Annotated in this window: 19 protein-coding genes; 1 reads left to right on the top strand and 18 read right to left on the bottom strand. The window is 39.8% G+C overall.

The genetic code is table 11. The features are described from left to right. Nucleotides 1-122: 122 nt before the first annotated feature. The 7 genes from EL097_RS06250 to EL097_RS06220 all read right to left on the bottom strand — a co-directional run bounded on the left by EL097_RS06250 (nt 123) and on the right by EL097_RS06220 (nt 6,722). Nucleotides 123-1,772, bottom strand: coding sequence for a transglutaminase-like domain-containing protein (locus EL097_RS06250; protein WP_003044374.1), 1,650 nt, complete (start codon nt 1,770-1,772; stop codon nt 123-125). A 332-nt stretch (nt 1,773-2,104) separates the two neighbouring features. Continuing rightward, nucleotides 2,105-2,356 (bottom strand): DUF3165 family protein, encoded by a 252-nt coding sequence (locus EL097_RS06245; protein ID WP_003044378.1) that lies wholly within the window; start codon nt 2,354-2,356, stop codon nt 2,105-2,107. An 87-nt stretch (nt 2,357-2,443) separates the two neighbouring features. Next, on the bottom strand, nt 2,444-4,285 hold the full coding sequence (gene typA / locus EL097_RS06240; protein ID WP_003044381.1) for a translational GTPase TypA: 1,842 nt from the start codon (nt 4,283-4,285) through the stop codon (nt 2,444-2,446). Between the two features lie 189 nt (nt 4,286-4,474). After that, the gene (locus EL097_RS06235; protein WP_003044384.1) at nt 4,475-4,855 is read right to left on the bottom strand and encodes a rhodanese-like domain-containing protein; all 381 of its coding nucleotides are present in this window, start codon (nt 4,853-4,855) and stop codon (nt 4,475-4,477) included. A gap of 9 nt (nt 4,856-4,864) precedes the next feature. Then, a complete protein-coding gene (locus EL097_RS06230; RefSeq protein ID WP_003044387.1) occupies nt 4,865-5,836 on the bottom strand; it encodes an ROK family glucokinase in 972 nt (323 codons plus the stop codon). Then, nucleotides 5,811-6,044: a YqgQ family protein gene (locus EL097_RS06225; protein ID WP_003044390.1), complete on the bottom strand. Its 234-nt coding sequence runs from the start codon at nt 6,042-6,044 to the stop codon at nt 5,811-5,813. Before EL097_RS06225 ends, EL097_RS06230 begins: the two co-directional genes overlap by 26 nt. A gap of 150 nt (nt 6,045-6,194) precedes the next feature. Then, nucleotides 6,195-6,722, bottom strand: coding sequence for a Dps family protein (locus EL097_RS06220; protein WP_093999231.1), 528 nt, complete (start codon nt 6,720-6,722; stop codon nt 6,195-6,197). A 228-nt stretch (nt 6,723-6,950) separates the two neighbouring features. Here EL097_RS06220 and EL097_RS11215 point away from each other — a divergent pair, with 228 nt between their 5' ends. Continuing rightward, on the top strand, nt 6,951-7,586 hold the full coding sequence (locus tag EL097_RS11215; protein WP_003044400.1) for an A24 family peptidase: 636 nt from the start codon (nt 6,951-6,953) through the stop codon (nt 7,584-7,586). 36 nt (nt 7,587-7,622) lie between these two features. Here EL097_RS11215 and EL097_RS06210 read toward each other — a convergent pair whose 3' ends face one another. The 11 genes from EL097_RS06210 to EL097_RS06160 all read right to left on the bottom strand — a co-directional run bounded on the left by EL097_RS06210 (nt 7,623) and on the right by EL097_RS06160 (nt 19,526). Beyond that, the gene (locus EL097_RS06210; RefSeq protein WP_003044402.1) at nt 7,623-9,359 is read right to left on the bottom strand and encodes an ABC transporter ATP-binding protein; all 1,737 of its coding nucleotides are present in this window, start codon (nt 9,357-9,359) and stop codon (nt 7,623-7,625) included. Then, complete coding sequence (locus EL097_RS06205) at nt 9,346-11,094, bottom strand: ABC transporter ATP-binding protein (RefSeq protein WP_003044405.1); 1,749 nt, start codon at nt 11,092-11,094, stop codon at nt 9,346-9,348. Before EL097_RS06205 ends, EL097_RS06210 begins: the two co-directional genes overlap by 14 nt. 87 nt (nt 11,095-11,181) lie before the next feature. Beyond that, nucleotides 11,182-11,694: a VanZ family protein gene (locus EL097_RS06200; RefSeq protein ID WP_039994692.1), complete on the bottom strand. Its 513-nt coding sequence runs from the start codon at nt 11,692-11,694 to the stop codon at nt 11,182-11,184. Between the two features lie 4 nt (nt 11,695-11,698). After that, entirely contained in the window at nt 11,699-12,778 is a 1,080-nt protein-coding gene (gene rlmN / locus EL097_RS06195) for a 23S rRNA (adenine(2503)-C(2))-methyltransferase RlmN (protein WP_003044411.1), read from the bottom strand. A gap of 3 nt (nt 12,779-12,781) precedes the next feature. Beyond that, the gene (locus EL097_RS06190; protein ID WP_003044414.1) at nt 12,782-13,402 is read right to left on the bottom strand and encodes a YutD family protein; all 621 of its coding nucleotides are present in this window, start codon (nt 13,400-13,402) and stop codon (nt 12,782-12,784) included. A 385-nt stretch (nt 13,403-13,787) separates the two neighbouring features. Next, nucleotides 13,788-14,753: a substrate-binding domain-containing protein gene (locus EL097_RS06185; RefSeq protein WP_003044418.1), complete on the bottom strand. Its 966-nt coding sequence runs from the start codon at nt 14,751-14,753 to the stop codon at nt 13,788-13,790. A 75-nt stretch (nt 14,754-14,828) separates the two neighbouring features. Next, nucleotides 14,829-15,770, bottom strand: coding sequence for an ABC transporter permease subunit (locus EL097_RS06180; protein ID WP_003044421.1), 942 nt, complete (start codon nt 15,768-15,770; stop codon nt 14,829-14,831). A gap of 1 nt (nt 15,771) precedes the next feature. Then, nucleotides 15,772-17,250: a sugar ABC transporter ATP-binding protein gene (locus EL097_RS06175; RefSeq protein ID WP_099983095.1), complete on the bottom strand. Its 1,479-nt coding sequence runs from the start codon at nt 17,248-17,250 to the stop codon at nt 15,772-15,774. 15 nt (nt 17,251-17,265) lie between these two features. Continuing rightward, nucleotides 17,266-17,664 carry a D-ribose pyranase gene (gene rbsD, locus EL097_RS06170; protein ID WP_003044426.1) on the bottom strand — a complete coding sequence of 133 codons (399 nt, stop codon included), beginning with the start codon at nt 17,662-17,664 and terminating at the stop codon, nt 17,266-17,268. Then, complete coding sequence (gene rbsK, locus EL097_RS06165) at nt 17,639-18,550, bottom strand: ribokinase (RefSeq protein ID WP_003044429.1); 912 nt, start codon at nt 18,548-18,550, stop codon at nt 17,639-17,641. Before rbsK ends, rbsD begins: the two co-directional genes overlap by 26 nt. Continuing rightward, the gene (locus tag EL097_RS06160; protein ID WP_003044432.1) at nt 18,543-19,526 is read right to left on the bottom strand and encodes a LacI family DNA-binding transcriptional regulator; all 984 of its coding nucleotides are present in this window, start codon (nt 19,524-19,526) and stop codon (nt 18,543-18,545) included. Before EL097_RS06160 ends, rbsK begins: the two co-directional genes overlap by 8 nt. Between the last annotated feature and the right edge of the window lie 228 nt (nt 19,527-19,754).

Genomic DNA, 19,754 nt, shown 5'->3' with positions numbered 1-19,754 from the left:
GGCTTCGTTGAGGGTATCAAAAAAGACAAACATCACTGAGGACATTTGTCTTTTCTACGTAACTAAAGTAAGTCTCCCAACCTAAAATTGAGGACGTTATCACTCAAGATTTTCCTAATAGCTTAAGTTAAACGTCCGAATTGATCAAAAAAGTACCACTTCTCGTCAATATAATGCCAGCCTGTAACCACATTACAATCGCTACCGCAATAAAAATAGTTACCATTATCTTTTACCCATTGATTTTGAACAAAGTAACCATTAACCGCATAACGATAGTGCCCTTGATCATTGTGGTACCAAGTTCCTTGACGAACAACATTTTTTGAATTATTGTATCTATTATCATCTGGCACATCACTAGTAAAAGTAGCTGGACTGCTAAAAGCAGTACCTTGATTGGTTACTGACACTTCTTCATCATATTCTGCTCCAACTGGCTGGTCATAGCCATTACTTACTTTTGGTGTATGAATCGTCTTTGCCAATTGGTTTTTAAACAGTTCCGCAAAAGCTTGGTTGTCTAAATAAGTCGTTGCACTTGCTTTTTCTCCCTGAAGGTTACGACCATAAACGAGCCATTCGCTAGGGTTGCTTCGCATCATCCAGTCTTCAAAAGCTTTACTGTATTCCATTTCTCTAAGACCATTGGCCTCACGAACAGCCATGTCCACAGGCCTATAGTTTCTTCCAAAATGGGTTATGTTAACCTTTTTTCCTGAGTGATTACCACTCGTTGTATCAAGATAATGCCAAGCCCCATCGTAATAAACCCTCGTTACTTGGTGAGGAATACCTCTATCATTGACACCTCCAACGACATAGGCTTTAATGCCCATCAGGTTAAGTGCTCTCGCGGTAACAGCACTGTAACCAACACAAACAGCTTTTTGACGTTCTGTCACTGAAAAAATATCGGAGGCCCTGTAATAAGCCTGTTTATTATCCAAGCTACTGCCTTCTAAATCATAATCAAAGGCATTTGTGACATAAAGACACCATTTACGTAGCCTTTCTTTTTCAGTGGTCTCTCTCATTGCCCCCGACTTTTCAATCAAGGCTTTGATTTTCTCATCATTCGCAAGGTAGCGGTCTAAACCAGCATTTGCGTTTTCATAGCCTCCAATAACACCACTGCCAACGCCTTCAACATAATTCATCATGCGAATATCTCGTGAGTAAAGCGTTTGAGAACCGATAGTGACAGGTTGTGACTGCTGACCAATGGCTAATCCTGCATTAGCTAACAATAATTTTAAAGGAATACTTTCGTTTAAAGCAAAACTAGCAACCACTAGTTTCTCTGTCAAATCAAAATCTTGAATAGTTTTGCGAATAAGTGCATTGTATTCTTCTAAGTTATTCAGAACATAACCTGTTTTCTTTATTAATAAAAGCGTGTCTCCCCCACTAACCCACTTATGATTGATTTTGACAAAGTCATATTGTGAACTATAATCTGGACCCAAGTAATCAGTTAAGTTTCGTTCCATTTCAAATGGCCAAACTCGAAAAGAGTCTCCTGTTCCTAACACATAGGCATTTAAATCTGTGAGTTGGTCGCCATCTCTTTCTTGAACAAGCTCTTTGGCAACTTGTGCTGTGCTAACACTTACTTTTTCAAGACGGTCTGTTTGCGACCGTTGATCTTTTCGATCCAATTCGCTAGATACCGCACTTAATGGCTTAGTATCAGCTTTAACATTTAGTGGTGTCACTAAAAAACAAGTTGATAGTGCCACTATCCCTAATTGACATAGCATTTTTTTCATAGCTAGCCCTCCTTTTTATGTCATCCATCCCCAATAGGATTATATTACTTTTTTTAGAAAATGTAAATTTTTTCATGCCTAACTCATTTTGATAATGCTACTAAAAGGTATCGGATAGAATATCTTAATGACATTAGAATTTATCTCTTAACTTCAATAGGTTTCCATCACTTCTTGTTCTAGCTCTAATCGCCAAGAAAACAAAATAAAAGATTGTGTTCTACTTTAGACAGAGCACAATCTTTTTATTTTGTTAATGACTAACGACTAAAGATACCCGATGATTTTCTCCTTGTTTAAAGCAACAAGAAACAAAGCCTGTCTGGATTACCTTATTTAACTCTTGGTTTTTCAGGCATTTTAAATAAGTCTTTGAGTGCGAAGTATCCCAATACTATCATGCCTAGCCCCACAAAAAATTCAGGTGGGGTTTGCATGATTTTGATAAAACTCAAGCCCGCTAAAACAATAAGCAGAGCAACCAAGCCAACTAAACCAATCATAGCAAGGGTATTACGGACACTTTTAGGTGCCATAAATAAGTAATAAGAAATGATTAAAACAGCAATAATAAGATAAAACATCTGCATCTCCTTTTAGACGCGAAAAGATCTTTAGAAAATCATCTTCTCTAAACATCTTTTTAAAAGGTAATTCGTTTAACTAACTATTTATTCGGCTGATTTTTTCTTTTTATTAGCTTTATCACGCGCAGCCTTATTCAAGATTTGTTTACGCAAACGAATAGATTCTGGTGTTACTTCCATGTATTCGTCATCATTCAAGAACTCTAATGATTCTTCAAGCGTCAGAATACGAGGTGTTTTAATCACAGCCGTTTGATCTTTGGTTGCTGAACGCACGTTTGTCATTTGTTTAGCCGTTGTAATGTTAACCCCAAGGTCATTGTCACGTGAATTTTCGCCAACAATCATCCCCTCGTAAACTTCTGTTCCTGGGTTGACAAAGATTGTTCCACGTTCTTCAATACGCATGATGGAATACGTCGTTGCCTTACCATTATCAATAGAAACAAGAGCTCCACGGTGACGACCACCAATTTCACCTGCAACAACAGGCATGTATTGGTCAAAAGTATGGTTCATGATACCATAGCCACGTGTCATTGATAGAAATTCTGTTGAATAACCAATCAAACCACGAGCAGGAATCAAGAAAATCAAGCGAGTTTGGCCATTGCCGACCATTTGCATATCAAGCATATCCCCTTTACGTTCTGAAAGAGACTGGATGATTGCACCTTGGTATTCTTCTGGTGTATCAATTTGCACACGTTCGAAGGGTTCACATTTGACACCATCAATTTCTTTGATGATAACTTCTGGACGTGATACTTGAAGTTCATAGCCTTCACGACGCATGGTTTCGATAAGGATAGACAAGTGCAATTCACCACGACCTGAAACAGTCCATTTATCTGGAGAATCCGTTGGGTCAACACGAAGTGAAACGTCTGTTTGCAATTCTGCCAACAAGCGTTCTTCAACCTTACGAGATGTAATCCATTTGCCTTCGCGTCCTGCAAAAGGAGAGTTATTGACCAAGAAAGTCATCTGAAGCGTTGGCTCGTCAATACGAAGAATTGGCAGAGCTTCCACACAGTCAGTAGGCGTAATGGTTTCTCCGACAAAGATGTCTTCCATACCTGAGACAGCAATTAAGTCACCTGCTTTAGCTTCTTGGATTTCACGACGTTCCAAACCGAAGAAACCAAACAGTTTTGTCACACGGAAGTTTTTAGTGGTACCATCAAGTTTTGAAAGGGTAACTTGGTCACCAACTTTAACAGTACCACGGAAAACACGTCCAATACCAATACGACCAACAAAGTCATTGTAATCAAGAAGAGACACTTGGAACTGTAAAGGCTCATCTGAATTATCAACTGGGGCTGGAATATGATCAATGATGGTGTCAAAGATAGGTGCCATGGTATGCTCTTGGTCAGCAGGATCATCTGATAATGATGACGTGCCATTAATAGCTGACGCGTAAACAACTGGGAATTCCAACTGCTCATCATCGGCACCAAGTTCGATAAACAACTCAAGAACTTCATCTACAACTTCTGCTGGACGAGCTGAGGGTTTGTCAATCTTGTTCACAACAACGATCGGAATAAGGTTTTGCTCAAGCGCCTTTTTCAATACGAAACGTGTCTGAGGCATGGTTCCTTCGTAGGCATCCACAACAAGAACAACCCCGTCAACCATCTTCATAATACGTTCAACTTCGCCACCGAAGTCCGCGTGTCCCGGAGTATCCATGATGTTAATGCGAACATCATTGTAGGCTACTGCCGTATTTTTCGCAAGGATTGTAATCCCGCGTTCTTTTTCAAGGTCATTGGAATCCATAGCACGCTCTTGAAGTTCTTTACGCTCATCAAGAGTATGAGATTGTTTTAATAATTCGTCAACAAGTGTTGTTTTTCCATGGTCAACGTGGGCAATAATCGCTACGTTACGGATATCGTTTCTTAAGTTAGTCATTTGTTCCTCTAAGTAAATATATTTTAACTAAACAAGTATAACACAAAATGTTTTAAAAAACTGGTTTTAATCAATTGTAAATGTTTTCAGACTTTCAGCAAGTGCCTATATCCCAAAAAAGAGCTAAGGGTCCCCAGACAATGATTGCCTTTATTTCCCTTAACTCCACTTTATGATTAACTCAGTTGTTTATTTAACTTTGCCATCCCAGTAATCAATACCGTCTTTCAAGACATAGATAGCCTCAAAGCCAGCTTTTTTAAGTTTTTTGACCGCACGCACACGGTATTGGGGACGCATGTTTTCGTAAATTAGAACAGGTTTGTCCTTGCGTAAGCCCTTAATAGCAGCATCAAATTGTTGCGCTGGAAAATTCCTAGCTCCTAGAATATGTTTCGTTCTAAAGGCTGCAGGCTCTCTTAGGTCAATCAATTGACCTTGACGTATCAAGTCTTTGAAGGTATCATTATCGACCTGCTTTGCCATTCTCCGAAAAGCGAAATAATTCCATGTGTAGTAACCAATAATGCCTACAAGGAGTAACCATAAGATAAGTGTGATTGGAGACATATCCCCCTCCTATTCTGTGATAAATTGTCGAGCAAGGCTAGCTGCACCAATAATTCCAGCATCGTTGCCAAGCTCTGCAATTTTAATTTTCGTTGAATGTTTCACTTGTGGGAAGGTGAAGGTCACAAAGTATTTTTCAATGCGTGAGCGTAGAAATTCTCCTGCTGCTGACACACCTCCACCGATAACCACTGAATCTGGATTCAAGATATTGGAAATATTTGCTGACGCAAGACCAAGGTAGTAACCAACCTTTTCCACAACAGAATCAGCAAAGGAATCCCCTGCTTCAGCTGCCATGAAAATATCTTTACTGGTAACACCTTCGCCATTGTCAATGGCTGCTTTGATAGCTGAATCTCCTTCGTAGGCTTCTGCCAATAAGCGTGCCACCTTGACAACTCCTGTTGCTGAAGCCACTGTTTCTAGACAACCATGTGACCCACAAGTACAGGCAAAACCATTTTCTGGCTCAACAATCATGTGGCCGATTTCACCACCTGCTCCTGCAACACCATGAATCAGGTTACCATCAGCAATAATGCCTCCACCGACACCTGTTCCAAGTGTCATGAAGACCACATCTGGGTTATTTTCACCAGCACCTACCCAACGTTCACCAAGAGCAGCAACATTAGCATCATTGTCAATGGCAAAAGGAATACCTAATTCTTTTTCAATAACGGAACCAACTTCTTGAGTTTCCTTCCAATTAAGGTTGAATGCCCCAGTTACTGTATTAGTATCACGGTTAACAGCTCCTGGAGACCCCATACCAATACCTACGAAATCAGCACTGCTTAGACCGTACAAGTCTAGGCGATGTTTGATAGAGGCTACAATATCTGGAACAATATGTTTGCCCCCTTCTAATATATTAGTCTCAATCGCCCATTTTTCTTGCACTTCCCCTGCTGCTGTTAAAATCCCAAATTTAATGGTCGTCCCACCTAAATCAATCCCCAATAATTTTTGACTCATTTGCCTGTCCTTCTTTTTCCAATTCTAATCTGTGCTCGCGTCGCAAAATTAATTCAGCATTGAAATAGTCATCCTTATCCAACAAACCACTATCGTAGAGACGCTGAAGTTCAATCTTCATCATCTCAATATCGTAAAGGCGTTTTCCCAGATAAATAAAAATGCCAAAATTTTTCAATAATTGTTGCACATCATATAGTGTTTTCATATAAGTATGATTTTAGCAAATTCTAAGGCAGATTTCAAGGCAATCATGCAATCGCTTTCTAAGTTCCTGAAAATGATCTGAGTATTCTCTCGGAGCAAAAAAGAAGCCAATCTTTACAATCAGCTTCTTTCCGTCCTAAGGCATCATTAATTAAAGGGCTGGACCTTGTCCACGCTCCGCTTGAAGCATCCAAATGGTTTTTTCAGCATCTGTTTTAGCTGCCGTAAACAAATCATTGGTTCCTGCATCGCCTTCTTCATCAGTAATATCCAAACCAACTTGGTAAAGGCTACTTAGGTAAAGGTAAACTTCTACCAATCTCGCTAAATGTTGAGCAACTGTTTTATCGTAAGTACCTGTTGTTTCGTCCAATTTAGAGTGTTTAGAAAACTCAGCTAAGGTAGAATAAGGCGCTCCGCCAATGGTAATCAAGCGTTCGCTCATTTCATCTAAATTAGCGTTCAAACTGTCCAGTAACTCATCCATTTTTGGGTGAAGGTACAAGAAACCTGGACCACGCATATACCAGTGAACTTGGTGCACAATAGATGCTGCAACAGATAAGTCAGCGACAGCTTGGTTTAAAACAGCTTTTGTTTTTTCATTTTTTGACGCTTCTTTTTTAGAAATATTGTGAGTTACTGAAGCATAAATATTTTCAACGAGTGTGTTTGTCATAATAACATCTCCTTACTTTTTCGGCTTAAAGGGCAAGAATGGAGGGGGAACTAACCCTAACTTGATAAACATAAGAAAGGGTTACGAACCTAATCCTATTCGACAATAACGGATTAATCCAAATTGAGTGATTAGATACTTAATTAGAATCATTCTCGTTTTATATCTATATTCTACAACGATTGAGAAAAGATTGCAAGCATTTAATTTATTTTCGAATAAATAAGTATGAAAGTCTTTTTTAGTATCTGTTGTGGCTTTTTATTAAGCCTGTTATTGCGCTACTTGCTCCATTTATTTCCTGATGCCAGCCAAGAGGAAACGATTTGCCTAGCAAACCTTTCAGAAACCCACAAAAGAAGGTTGCAGCGAGGTTATTTATCATTGACCAGTCATTTACAAGATAGCTATCGATTCTATTTTAGTTTAGAAATAAGCTTAAGTGGACTCCTAATAGCAACCACGATGGGTTGGATTAGTACAATCCACTGCTACTTGCTACTCTTTTCCCTATTACTTAGCTTATTTGATTGGCGGTCACAGGAATACCCTTTCCTTTTGTGGCTCCTTCATTTTGGAAGTTTACTCCTATTTTATCCTCTGAATCACTTGTCCCTTTTTTTCCTGTTAGTTGGTCTAGTAGCGCATTTCTATCCTTTTTCAATTGGCTCAGGAGATTTTCTTTATCTCGCTAGCTTAGGATTGGTATTGAAGCTCATATCGCTCATTTGGCTAGTTCAACTGGCTTGCTTGGCAGGTATTCTGGCTTGTCTGCTATTAGGTGTCAAACGTATTCCTTTTATACCTTACTTAACCTTCGGTTTACTCTGTATTATTTTTCTTGAAAGCTACTTAATCTACTGAAAAACCCTAGTCACCAGAATGACTAGGGTTAAGGAGTTATAACATACCTGCTTGTAATTGATACATTTTATAATAGGTGCCTTTTTGGTTGAGCAGTTCTTCGTGACGACCATGCTCAATAATTTTTCCTTTATCAAGCACATAGATGCAATTAGCATCTTGAATAGTTGATAGACGGTGAGCAATGGCAATGGTTGTGCGCCCTTTTCGCATTTTAGCAAGGGAATTTTGCACGATAGCTTCTGTTTCAGAATCAATATTGGCAGTTGCTTCATCGAGAATTAAAATTTTAGGTTTGCTGGCTACGGTTCTTGCAAATGCCAATAACTGACGCTGACCTGTTGAAAAGCTGGAGCCTCTTTCGCTGACAGGTGCTTGATACTGGTCTGGTAATTTTTGAATAAACTGATCAGCATCAACAAACTCAGCAGCCGCCTTAATCTCTTCATCACTAAGGTCTTGGTACATCCGAATATTGGAGGCAATTGTTCCATGATACAAGAAGGGATCCTGCAAAACAAGTCCGATAGACTGTCGCAATTCCTCTTGAGAATAATCACGGATGTCATGACCATCAAGCAATACTTGTCCCGCTTGAAAGTCATAAAAGCGCATAAAAACATTCATAATGGAAGACTTGCCAGAACCTGTTGCTCCTACAAAAGCAATGGTCTCTCCTTTGTTAACCTCAAAGGAAATATTATCCAAAACCTTTTGCTTGCCATCATAAGAGAAGGACACATTTTTAAAGGCAATATTTCCTTGGGTGACTTTAAGTGACTGATCAGCTTGCTTCGGTTCATAGGCCTCTTCGTCAATCAATTTGAAAACACGACCTGCTGACACCATTGAGGTTTGCAAGGTTGAAAAGTTTTGAGTAACTTCAATTAAAGGATCAAATAAGCGGTTAATGTACTGGATAAAAGCATACATCATTCCAGTTGTAATCACATCATTCATGCCCTTGAAACCAAAATAAGCCATCAACACAGCATAAGCTAATAATTTCAAAAGAGACATGGCTGGACGCAAGAAAATACTGTCTAAAGCCACCGATTTATTGGCATAACGCACATGTTCTTGATTGATAATTTCAAATTCACCTTTCAACCGCTCTTCTTGTCCAAAGGCCTGTATAATGCGAATACCTTCTATGCTTTCCGCCAGTTTACTATTAATATCACTAAGTAAACTTCTTGTTTTATCAATAACTTGCATGGATTGTTTCCGATAGAGATTGACCAAAATGACAATAAAAGGGAGAAAGATCACAACCAAGGTCGTCAAGGTAATATCTAGGACCAACATGGTATAGAGGGTTACAGAAAAAATGAATATCGCTGAAATAAAGCTTGATAAAATCCCTGAAAACATATCACTGATAGCTTCGGTATCGTTAGTGATTCGAGAAACAATGGACCCAGCCGGTGTTTTATCAAAATAAGACATGCCCAAGTTTTCCATTTTAGCAAAGGCATCACGTCTAATATCTCTGACAATGCTATAGGAAACACGAGCAAAAAAGAAATTTCCTAAGTATTGCATCATACTCTGAACCAAATACATGCCGTAGTAGCCTAGCAAAAGTAAAAAAGCTGGCTGATTGAAGGCTGTCAAATAGTTGTCAATAAAGCGGGAAGCAATTAAGGGAATAAGGCTCCTAACCACGGTAGCTAACAATAACAACATTAGAGCAAACAGAGTCAACCATTTGTAGGGTTTCAAATAAGATAGGAGACGTTTGAAAACTTGCCACTGGTTAGTTGTCCTCATGGTCTTTCACCTCCATTTCTAACTGTTGAGAGGCATAGGTCTTGGCATACCAACCACCTGCTACTACCAACTCTTCATGGCGACCACGCTCAATAACACGTCCCTCTTGCAAGACCAAAATGACATCGGCATGAACAACAGCGCTCAAACGATGGGCTGTGATAATGGTTGTCTTATCCTTCCTTGTTTGTTTCAGATTTTCAATAATAGTATGCTCCGTCTTAGCATCCACAGCTGATAAGGAATCATCTAAAATCAAAATATCTGGATTTAAAATCATGGCACGGCTCATGGCAATCCGCTGTTTTTGTCCACCAGAAAGAGAAACACCTTTTTCACCAATCATTGTGTCAAACCTTTGGGGCATATCCATAATATCATCATAAACTTGTGATAGCCGTGTCGCTTCTTTCACATCTTCATATGATAGCTGAGGATTGCCAAAGCGAACATTTTCTAAAATACTGGTTGCAAATAAAAATTGATCTTGAGGCACATAGCCCATTAAATGACGTAAATCCTTGAGACGATAGTCTTTAATATTGTGCCCATTCAAGCAAATAGCCCCATCAGTCACATCATATTCTCGTAACAAGAGTTTTATAAGACTTGTCTTTCCAGATCCAGTCTGTCCAACCAATCCTAGGGTTTGTCCCTTTTCCAATCTAAAATGAATGTCCGTCAAGGTTTCTTCCTTGGCGTAAAAAAAATGATTGAGGTCATAAGTCAAGGGACCATTGGCAATCGTCGCTAGAGGATGCCTGCTCTCTTTAACATCCGAATGTTCCTCTAACAACTGACTGATCCGTTCATAAGAAACACTACCACGCTGAACCATGTTAAATAAAAAACCGACTGCCATTAGAGGCCAAACAAGCATATCAAGATAGGTCATAAAGGTCACTAAATTCCCGATTGACACCTGACTAGCCTTGATCATAAAGGCTCCAACCAGCAAAGTTAAGACATAAGACAAACCGATAAACAAAAGAACCAAGGGATCAAACATGACATCATAAAACATAGTAGTCATGTTTTTCTTAAAAGTCATTTGATTGATTTCCTGAAAGGAAGCCAATTCTTCTGCCTGATAGCCGAAAGATTTGGTCACTTTAATACCAGCGACACTTTCTTGAACCTTGTTATTCAATTCAGAAAAAGCTGCCTGAGAGTCTCCAAAAGCCTTGTGGGTTTTGCGCCCTAAACGACTAGTGGTATAAGCCATCAACGGCAGAGGCAAAACTGCAATGACTGTCATTTGCCAAGAAATTGTCAAAAGCATGGTTAGTAGGGTAACAATAGCAGTTATAGACGCATCAACGGCAGACATGACACCTCCACCTGCCAACCGAGTTAACGAGTTAATATCATTGGTAGCATGCGCCATTAAATCTCCAGTTCGATACCGCTGGTAAAAAGACGGCGACATCTTAGTAAAATGTTCAAATAGGTGAAACCGCATAATGCGTCCCAAATGATAAGAGGTTCCAAAAATACAAATACGCCACACATAACGTAGTCCATACATAGCTAGCGCAGCCAAAATTAACCAAAGCAAATACCAGAGCAACTGGCTTTTTGTTAATTGCTGGCTAGTAATCCTATCAATCACAATCCCCATAATTTTGGGTGGTATTAAATTCAAAAAAGCAACCAAACTTAAAGATACAATACCAATAAGATAGGGCTTCTTTTCTTGCTTAAAAAACCACCATAAGTTTTTTACTATCGACATTTTCCCTCCTTCCAAGATTAATATGTCATTTAATCTAATCTTATATCGCTAACAAAAAGTCTCTCCAGCGGAGAGAAAATCATTGTATCACTTTAACCATAACCGATGACTCAACCACCGATAACTATAAAACGCTAATAAGGCACCCAGACTATTTGTCCACAAATCATCCACTTCAAATACCCGATTGGCGTCAATTAACATGTCCAAGAACAATTGTGTTAACTCAATAGCTAAGCTAAGCCGAAAGCCTAACCATAAACTTTTTCTAGGGCTCTGCCAATTCTTCCAAAGGCAATGCATCAGAAACACTAATGGATAGAGCAAAAAACCATTCATGATGTTTTGCCCGATAACCCAAATAAGTGCTAGAGGTCTTGTTAATTGGGGTAAAGACCACAGGCTATTTAAAGGAATCAACAGCAAACGAAAACGACCAATAGCCATAACATTTGGGGTGTGGATATTGCCAAAGAGGTGCGGCTGCGGGATAAAACACATGACCATTACTGCCAGACCATAACCCCATAAAGCTAACAGCAAGACCCGTCGCCAGTTTCCTTTGACAAGTTCATTCTGTTCAAATACTTGGCTCATCATCCTTTTATTTCACGGCTGCGACCTTTTGACGGTCTTTTTTCATGGTATTGGAACGTAATTGTCCACAAGCCGCATCAATATCTGTACCATGTTCCTGACGGACGACGCAGTTGACACCATTTTTCTTCAACACATCGTAAAAGGCTGAAACGCGTTCTTTAGGACTTCTGCTGTACTGGTCATGTTCTGAAACAGGATTGTAGGGAATCAAGTTGACGTAAGATAGCTTACGGATATTCTTGGTCAAATCTGCCAATTCTTGAGCCTGCTCAATACCATCATTGACCTCATTTAGCATAATGTATTCAAAGGTCACACGACGATTAGTTGTTTCAATATAATACTCAATGGCTGCAAAAAGTTTCTCAAGTGAGAAAGAACGATTGATTCGCATAATACTTGACCGCAAATCATTATTTGGTGCATGAAGTGAGACCGCTAAATTAACTTGCACCCCTTCATTGGCAAACTCACGAATCTTGTGAGCCAAACCTGATGTTGACACTGTAATATGACGGGCACCAATAGCGAGTCCGTTGTCATCATTAATGGTACGAAGGAAGGTCATCACATTTTGGTAATTGTCAAAAGGTTCACCAATCCCCATAACAACCACATGACTGACACGTTCGTCTTGACCACGTTCATCAAAATATTTTTGAACCAACATGATTTGAGCAGTGATTTCTCCACTATTTAAATCGCGCTGCTTTTTAACTAAGCCGCTGGCGCAAAAGGTGCAACCAATGTTACAACCCACCTGAGTTGTTACACAAACAGAATGCCCATAATGCTGACGCATCAAAACTGTTTCAATCAGCATACCATCTGGTAGCTCAAATAAATACTTGACAGTCCCATCAGCTGATTCTTGAACGATACGTTGCTTCAAAGGATTGACACAAAAGTTCTCTGTTAAGATAGCAATAAAATCTTTGGAAATATTGGTCATTTCCTCAAACGAGTGGACACGTTTTTTATAAAGCCAGTCCCAAATTTGAGTAGCTCTAAATTTCTTTTGACCGTGTTCAATCGCCCAGGCGATTAATTGGTCACGGGTCAAGCTGTAAATGGATGGTTTCATGGATTAATGATCCTTCTTTCTGATGATAAAGTGATCGGATTTAGCATTAAGCTGATTAGCCTGACTGCGTTTAGGTTTGCTTTTCTCCTTGCTGATTTCCCGACGTTTCTTACTAGTAAAGGCTTGGCTTTCGGACTGCTTTTCTTTTGGTGGCCGCTTTGATTTACCTTTTGAGGCGGCTGTCTGTTGGCTTGGTGAGTTTGGCTTGCGACGATTTGATTTTGGTTTAGACGATTTCTTCCGCCTTGGCTGACGCTCTACTTCGAAGGTGATTTCTTTGGGATTAGGATTTTCCAAAACAAAATAGGCACAGCCAAAATTGCAAAATTCTTTTATATAATCTTCTAAGCGTGAAATGCGGTTTGTTTTCTTGACATCGTTGCTGTCCTTGTAAAACCCCTTGAGACGGAGTTGTTCATTGCCCCAATCTCCAACAATGTAATCGTACTTTAGTAAAATCTCTGTATAACGTTGACCAAAACTAGTGGTGTCAAAGGCATTTTTAACATTCTCAAGTAGTACTAGGTCAATCCCTTCTGCCTTAACCTGTTGGTCAAAGTGACTAAATGTTGGCCCAGGAAATTTATTGTAGTTATACATTTCTGGTGAAATGTCTTTTTTCATGCGACTCCTTTCTTAAGAATCCATTTATGTGTGTTATGAATCACTCTCTTAGTGGGAACTGCTGCTTCCTACTGTCACCAGAGTTAATGATGCCAGTCATCAACCCTATTTAAGCAAGCTTACAGGAAATCAGCGATATTACCCGTAACTCTTTTATTATACACAATTTTTTAATTTTTGTAAGTAGAGGAAAAAGCCACCACCTTGCTAGTCAGTAGCGTTACAATGGCTAAATAGGTCATCTGGTCTCTCCTTTACTTCTTCATTCTTAAACTGTAGACCTTAGGATTTCTATGTACCGCCACTATATCATCTTTGGTTTTTAGGCTAATCATTGCTCCAAAAAAGCCCTTAAACCTAAGCTTAAGGGCAACGTGAAAATGACTTACCAATTGTACTTGTCAACATTTTCTTTGGTCACAAGGTAAATTGGTGATACGGTTTCTTTATCCACTTTTTTACCATTGTAGTGATCAATAGCTGCTTGGATAGCAATTTCTCCCATCTTAGCTGGTTGTTGGGCAATTGTTGCAGTAATGTCTCCTTTTTCAATAGCTTGGTGGGCATCTGGCTGACCATCAATACCAATGATTAAAACATTTTGAAGGCCTGCTGATTTAACAGCTTGAGCAGCTCCTAGTGCCATTTCATCATTTTGAGCAAAAATAACTTGAACGTCTTTGTTTCCTTGAATCATGTTTTGGGCAGTGTTCAAAGCCTTAGCTCGATCAAAATTAGCTGACTGACTTGATAAAACGTCTAATTTTTCTTTGGCTACTTTGTTAAAACCATTCCCACGATCGACAGTTGCTGAAGCTCCTGGAACGCCTGACAATTCAAAGGCTTTTGCTTTTTCACCAAGCTCTTTCACAATATAGTCAGCAGCCATCTTACCTGCTTCAACATTATCAGAAGCAACTGTTGTGAGAACATCACCACCGTTGCTACCACGGTCAATGAGAATAACGGGAATATTGGCATTGTTAGCAGCTTTAATAGCTGGCACAATGGCATCTGAATCCACTGGATTAATCAAAATGGCATCTACATTTTGGCTGATAAAGTTTTGCACATCGTCTGCTTGGCGTGCAGCATCATCTTGAGCATCAGCTACTTTTAAGTTGACGTCCTTTTTGTCAGCATATTTGTCCAAACCATCTTTCATAGCGACAAAATAAGGATTATTGGTGGTTGAGATAGACACACCTAGTTTCAAGTCTTTGGCTGACTTTTTAGTGACTTCTTTATTTGTTCCTGAAGAATTCCCCAAGCCAGTTTTTCCACAAGCTCCTAAAATAAGAAGTACTGACATAAGTAGGGCAAAAAAGCCAAGTTTTTTTGTAAATTTCATGATGTCTCCTTTTTAAGAAAAATGATTAATATAAGACGGAGCATGTCAAAGCATGCTAGCAATAACAATCCTTCTTTATTTTGCCACTTTCAAGCGGTCCAGTAACACAGCAATCAAAATAACAATCCCTTTTACCACTTGTTGCCAAAAGGCTGATACACCAATAATGTTTAACCCGTTATTAAGGACCCCAATAATCAAGGCACCAATCAATGTTCCTAGGATACGCCCTTTACCTCCTGATAAAGAAGTTCCTCCAAGAACAACTGCTGCAATAGCATCCATTTCATAACTGCTACCAGCCGTTGGCTGAGCAGAGCTCAAACGAGAGGTAATGATTAGCCCAGAAATAGCAGCCATCATTCCTGAAATGGTATAAATAATAAGTTTGACTTTATTGAGTTTAACACCTGAGATATAGGCTGCTTTTTCATTGCCTCCTAGCGCGTAAACGGATTTCCCAAAGGCTGTTTTGTGCAAAAGCACATACAAAATAAGAAAGACGATAAACATGAGAATAACAGGGAAAGGAATGCCAACAATGTAACCTTGTCCTAAAAATTGGAAAAAGAAGGAATCAGACAGTCCCTTGGTAATCGGATTCCCATTGGTGTAAACAAGCGTTGCCCCACGGAAAATGGTCATGGTCGCCAAGGTCACGATAAAAGGAGCTAGTTTCCCATGGGAAATAAAGAAACCATTTAGCATGCCAAACAGCCCCCCCATAAGGATTGCCAGTAAGATGGCTAATGGCACGGGAACACCAGAGGCTATAAACCCTGCCGAAAGCGCACTGGAAAGAGCCAAAATCGATCCAACTGATAAATCAATACCACCAGTTAAAATGACAAAGGTCATCCCAAAAGCAATAAAGCCATTAGCAGTAACTTGCAAAAGCAAGTTCAATAAATTGTTTGTGGTTAAAAAGTTAGGATTAATCAGCGTGATGACAATCATTAACCCAACGAGTGCGACCAGAGTGGTTAACTCTGACATGTATTTCATTACCTGTTTCACCTTAATTTCCTCCTGTTGCCAATTGCATGACTTTTTCTTGAGTAGCTTCTTCACGGCTTAGCTGGCCAGCAATTTTGCCTTCATGCATGACTATAATGCGATCACTGACACCTAATACTTCAGGTAAGTCTGAAGAAACCATAATGATAGGCACACCTCTTTCTGCCAATTCATTCATTAATTGATAGATCTCACGTTTGGCACCAACATCCACTCCTCTAGTAGGCTCATCTAAAATCAGAACTTTTGGCGCAATGCCAATCCATTTTGCCAGAACAACCTTTTGTTGGTTACCACCAGAAAGATTTCCCACCGGTAAACTTGGTGTCCCAGATTTAATGCGCAAGCGATTAATCAATTGGTCAACAAAGGTTGTACTTGTTTTGTCATCGAAGAAACCATTCTTACTGAAATCCTTGGTGCTTGGTAAGGTCATATTGTCTTTGATGCTGAAATCAAGAATCAAGCCTTCTTCTTTTCGGTCTTCAGTTAAAAATCCGATTCCCTGTTTAATGGCTTGGGCTGGGCTGTGAATGGTTACTGGGGTACCATCAATCATCACTTGTCCTGACTGTTTAGAATCTAAACCAAAAATGGCTCGCATGATTTCTGTGCGACCAGATCCCATTAAGCCAGAAAAACCAAGTATCTCTCCCTGCCTAACTTGGAAAGAAACCCCTTCAAATGCCTGACTGGACAAATTCTTAACCTCAAGAGCGACCGCCCCAAGGGTAGCCGTCTTTTCTGGATAATAATCCTCAATGTCACGCCCGACCATTTTTTTGACCAGTTCTTCTGGGTTGGTTGTTTGAGTAGCTTTCGTGTCAACCACAATGCCATCTCGCATAACCGTTACCACATCCGTGATTTTAAAAATCTCTTCCATGCGGTGCGAAATATAAACAATACCAACACCTTCTGCTTTTAAGCTCCGAATAATTTTAAAAAGATTCTCTGTTTCACGATCTGTTAAAGCAGCTGTTGGCTCATCCATAATCAGTAAGGAGACTTCTGACAATAGGCTTTTAGCAATTTCAATCATTTGTTGTTGGCCAACTGATAAGTCTCCAATGCGTTTGTCCAGAGGAATAGACACTCCCAAACGTTTAAAGGCAGCCTTTGCTTTGTCACGCATGGCCTTGTCATCTAACAAGCCAAAAGCTTTTTTTAATTCCCGCCCCAAAAACAAGTTTTCTAAGACAGTCATATCTGGCCAGGTATTCATTTCCTGATGAATAAAACTAATACCGAAGGCTTCTGCTTCTTGAGGATTAGCAAAGGTCATTTCCTTACCATCAATCAAAATGCTTCCAGAACTTGCAGGAAAAAGACCCGTCAAAATGTTCATCAAGGTAGACTTACCTGCACCATTCTCTCCCATTAGGGCATGGACTTCTCCAGATGTTAGAACCAAGTCAATTTTTTCTAACACTTTGTTAGTCCCAAAAGTTTTGGAAATCCCTCTCATGTCAATTTTCATGCTATTGGTTCCTTTCTAAATAATCACCCCTGACTGTAAGACGGCATTGGAATACGGCGTGTTTTCACCTGTTCTAACCACAGCCTTCACTGATTTTGTTAGCTGTTTTAAGTCGTCATGACTGACATATTCAACGGTGACAGAAGCATCTAGTTTTGCCAACAACTGTTCGAGTTGGTCAGGGTTTTGGCTTTTTATTTCCTCAGCCAAGATGATTTTTTCAACCAAGATATGCTCCAGATACACCTCTAAAACTTCTTGGAAATTAGGCTGACCAGGTTTAAGCGCTAAGTCAATTTTAGCTACCCCATCTGGAACAGGAAGACCTAAATCTCCAACACAGACACGGTCGGTATGCCCTAAATCATCTGCTAATTTAGCCAGATTGCTATTTAAAATCCCATGTTTTTTCATAAGCTTTATGCTCCTTCATTTCTGATAAGCTTGGCATGCCACCTTGAGCGCCAAATTGTTGAACAGATAAATGTGATGCCAGGGTCGCAAATTGTAAAGCCTCACGCATTTCTAAACCTTTTGTGATAGCAAATCCAAAGGCCCCATTAAAAGTATCTCCTGCTCCTGTTGTGTCAACCGCTTCAGTTCTAATAGCTGGAATTAACTGAATCACTTGCCCATCAAAATAAGTTGACCCTTTTGTTCCCAAAGTGACAATGAGACGGTTTGGATAGGCCTCAACAATAGTATCCAACTCTTTATCTGGGAAGAGTTCTTGAACTTCATGCTGGTTGGGTGTGAGATAGGTTACCAAATCTAGCATTTCTTTATCTGTTTCTCTGGCAGGGGCTGGATTATAGAGCACCTTGATGTCTTTATCATGACAAAATTGAGCTATGGCTACATTAGCCTGATGAGGAATTTCATTTTGAAGAATCACCAAATCAGCAGCTTCCAATACCGCCCACTCTTTTTCCCAAAGAGTAGTATCCACTTGACCGTTCGCACCAGGACAGTAGATGATGCGATTGTCGTGATTAAAAATGGTGATTTGAGCAATACCAGATGAAGATGGTACCGTTTCCACAAAGCTTGTGTTAACCCCATTTTCTGTTAAATTGGTTAACAAGAGAGAGCCAAAGGAATCCTCACCAACAGCTCCTAACATGGTAATTTTATCTTGCTCTGACGCTAATCGTCCCACAGCAACTGCTTGGTTGGCTCCTTTTCCACCAGGAACCATGGCAAAACTATCTCCAAAAACCGTCTCTCCTTCTTGGGCGATACGATGGGTCTTCATGACAAGATCCATGGAGATACTACCAACAATAACAATATTACTCATCTTTTCTCCTTATCGTCTCACGTTCCACATAGTGAACAGGTAATTTTATGCGATTGGCTTCCACTGGCAATTGATTAGCAATATGATACACTAACTCAGCTGCATAATGTCCCATCAAATAAGAAGATTGATGGATGGTTGATAGGGAAGGGTAAATAAATTGACTCATCAAGATGTCATCATAGCCCATCACCTGAACATCCTGAGGAATTCTTTTTCCACGCGAATGCAGGTCATGAATATAAGCAATGGCATGAATATCTGATGGTGCAATAATACTATCAATCGTTGGATAACGATTGAGATTACCGTTAGCCTCCAACTGAATGCTTTCAAAGTCAAAACTGTGACTGTCACAGATGCGTAGGGTCACTTCTTTGTTCTGAAGATAAGAAAGACTAGCTTCAAACCGCTCATTAATATTTTCAGCATTGTCCAGCGGACCTCTAATTAGCAGAACTTCTTTTGCCCCTGCCCGCCAGACAGTCTGAGCCGCCAATAAGCCACCTGCCCTATTATCTGAAAAGACACCGTACTGGGTTTCTTGATCAACACGGTCAACGACAACAACTGGAATGGGCAAGTCGGGATAACGCTTGGTAAAGTCATGGGTCGTAATAATACCGGCCGCATTGCTTTGAAGAAGGACATGGACATATTCTTCTTCGAGGGCTTCGCTGTCCGAAATATTTCCTAGCATGACACGGTAGCCTTTTTCCTTTAAATACTCTTCTGCCCCCCTTGCCAAACGAGGAAAGAAGGGGTTAGAGATGTCTGGCAGGAGTAGGCCAACCAATTGGTTTTTTTTGGTTTTCAATGACTGAGCCAAAACGTTTGGGCTATAATGTAACTTAGCTATGGCTGCCTTAATTTTATCCCTCGCCTCATCTGAAACATAGCCCTTTTGAGAAATATATCTGGAAACTGTTGACTTAGATAGCCCTGCTTCTTGAGCGACTTGTTTGATTGTTGCCACAGCCTTTCCTCCTTAATCCTCTTTTGTGGAACCGTTCTCACACTAGTTATTGTAATCGTTTTCTTTTTCCTTGTCAACTATTTTCTATTAGTTTAATAAAAAGAATTAACCCCTAACTATCAGCCTTTTGACGAGGTGCCTAATAAAGAAAATGGGTTTTTATGAGAAATGCTTTGATTAGTCCTCCCCTGCCTCATGTCCTATAACTTCCAAGCATAAAAAAGAACC

The organism is Streptococcus canis (assembly GCF_900636575.1).
GTDB classification, from domain to species: domain Bacteria; phylum Bacillota; class Bacilli; order Lactobacillales; family Streptococcaceae; genus Streptococcus; species Streptococcus canis.
The sequence above is the reverse complement of the archived record's forward strand: the minus strand, read 5'-3'. Positions and strand labels throughout refer to the sequence as shown.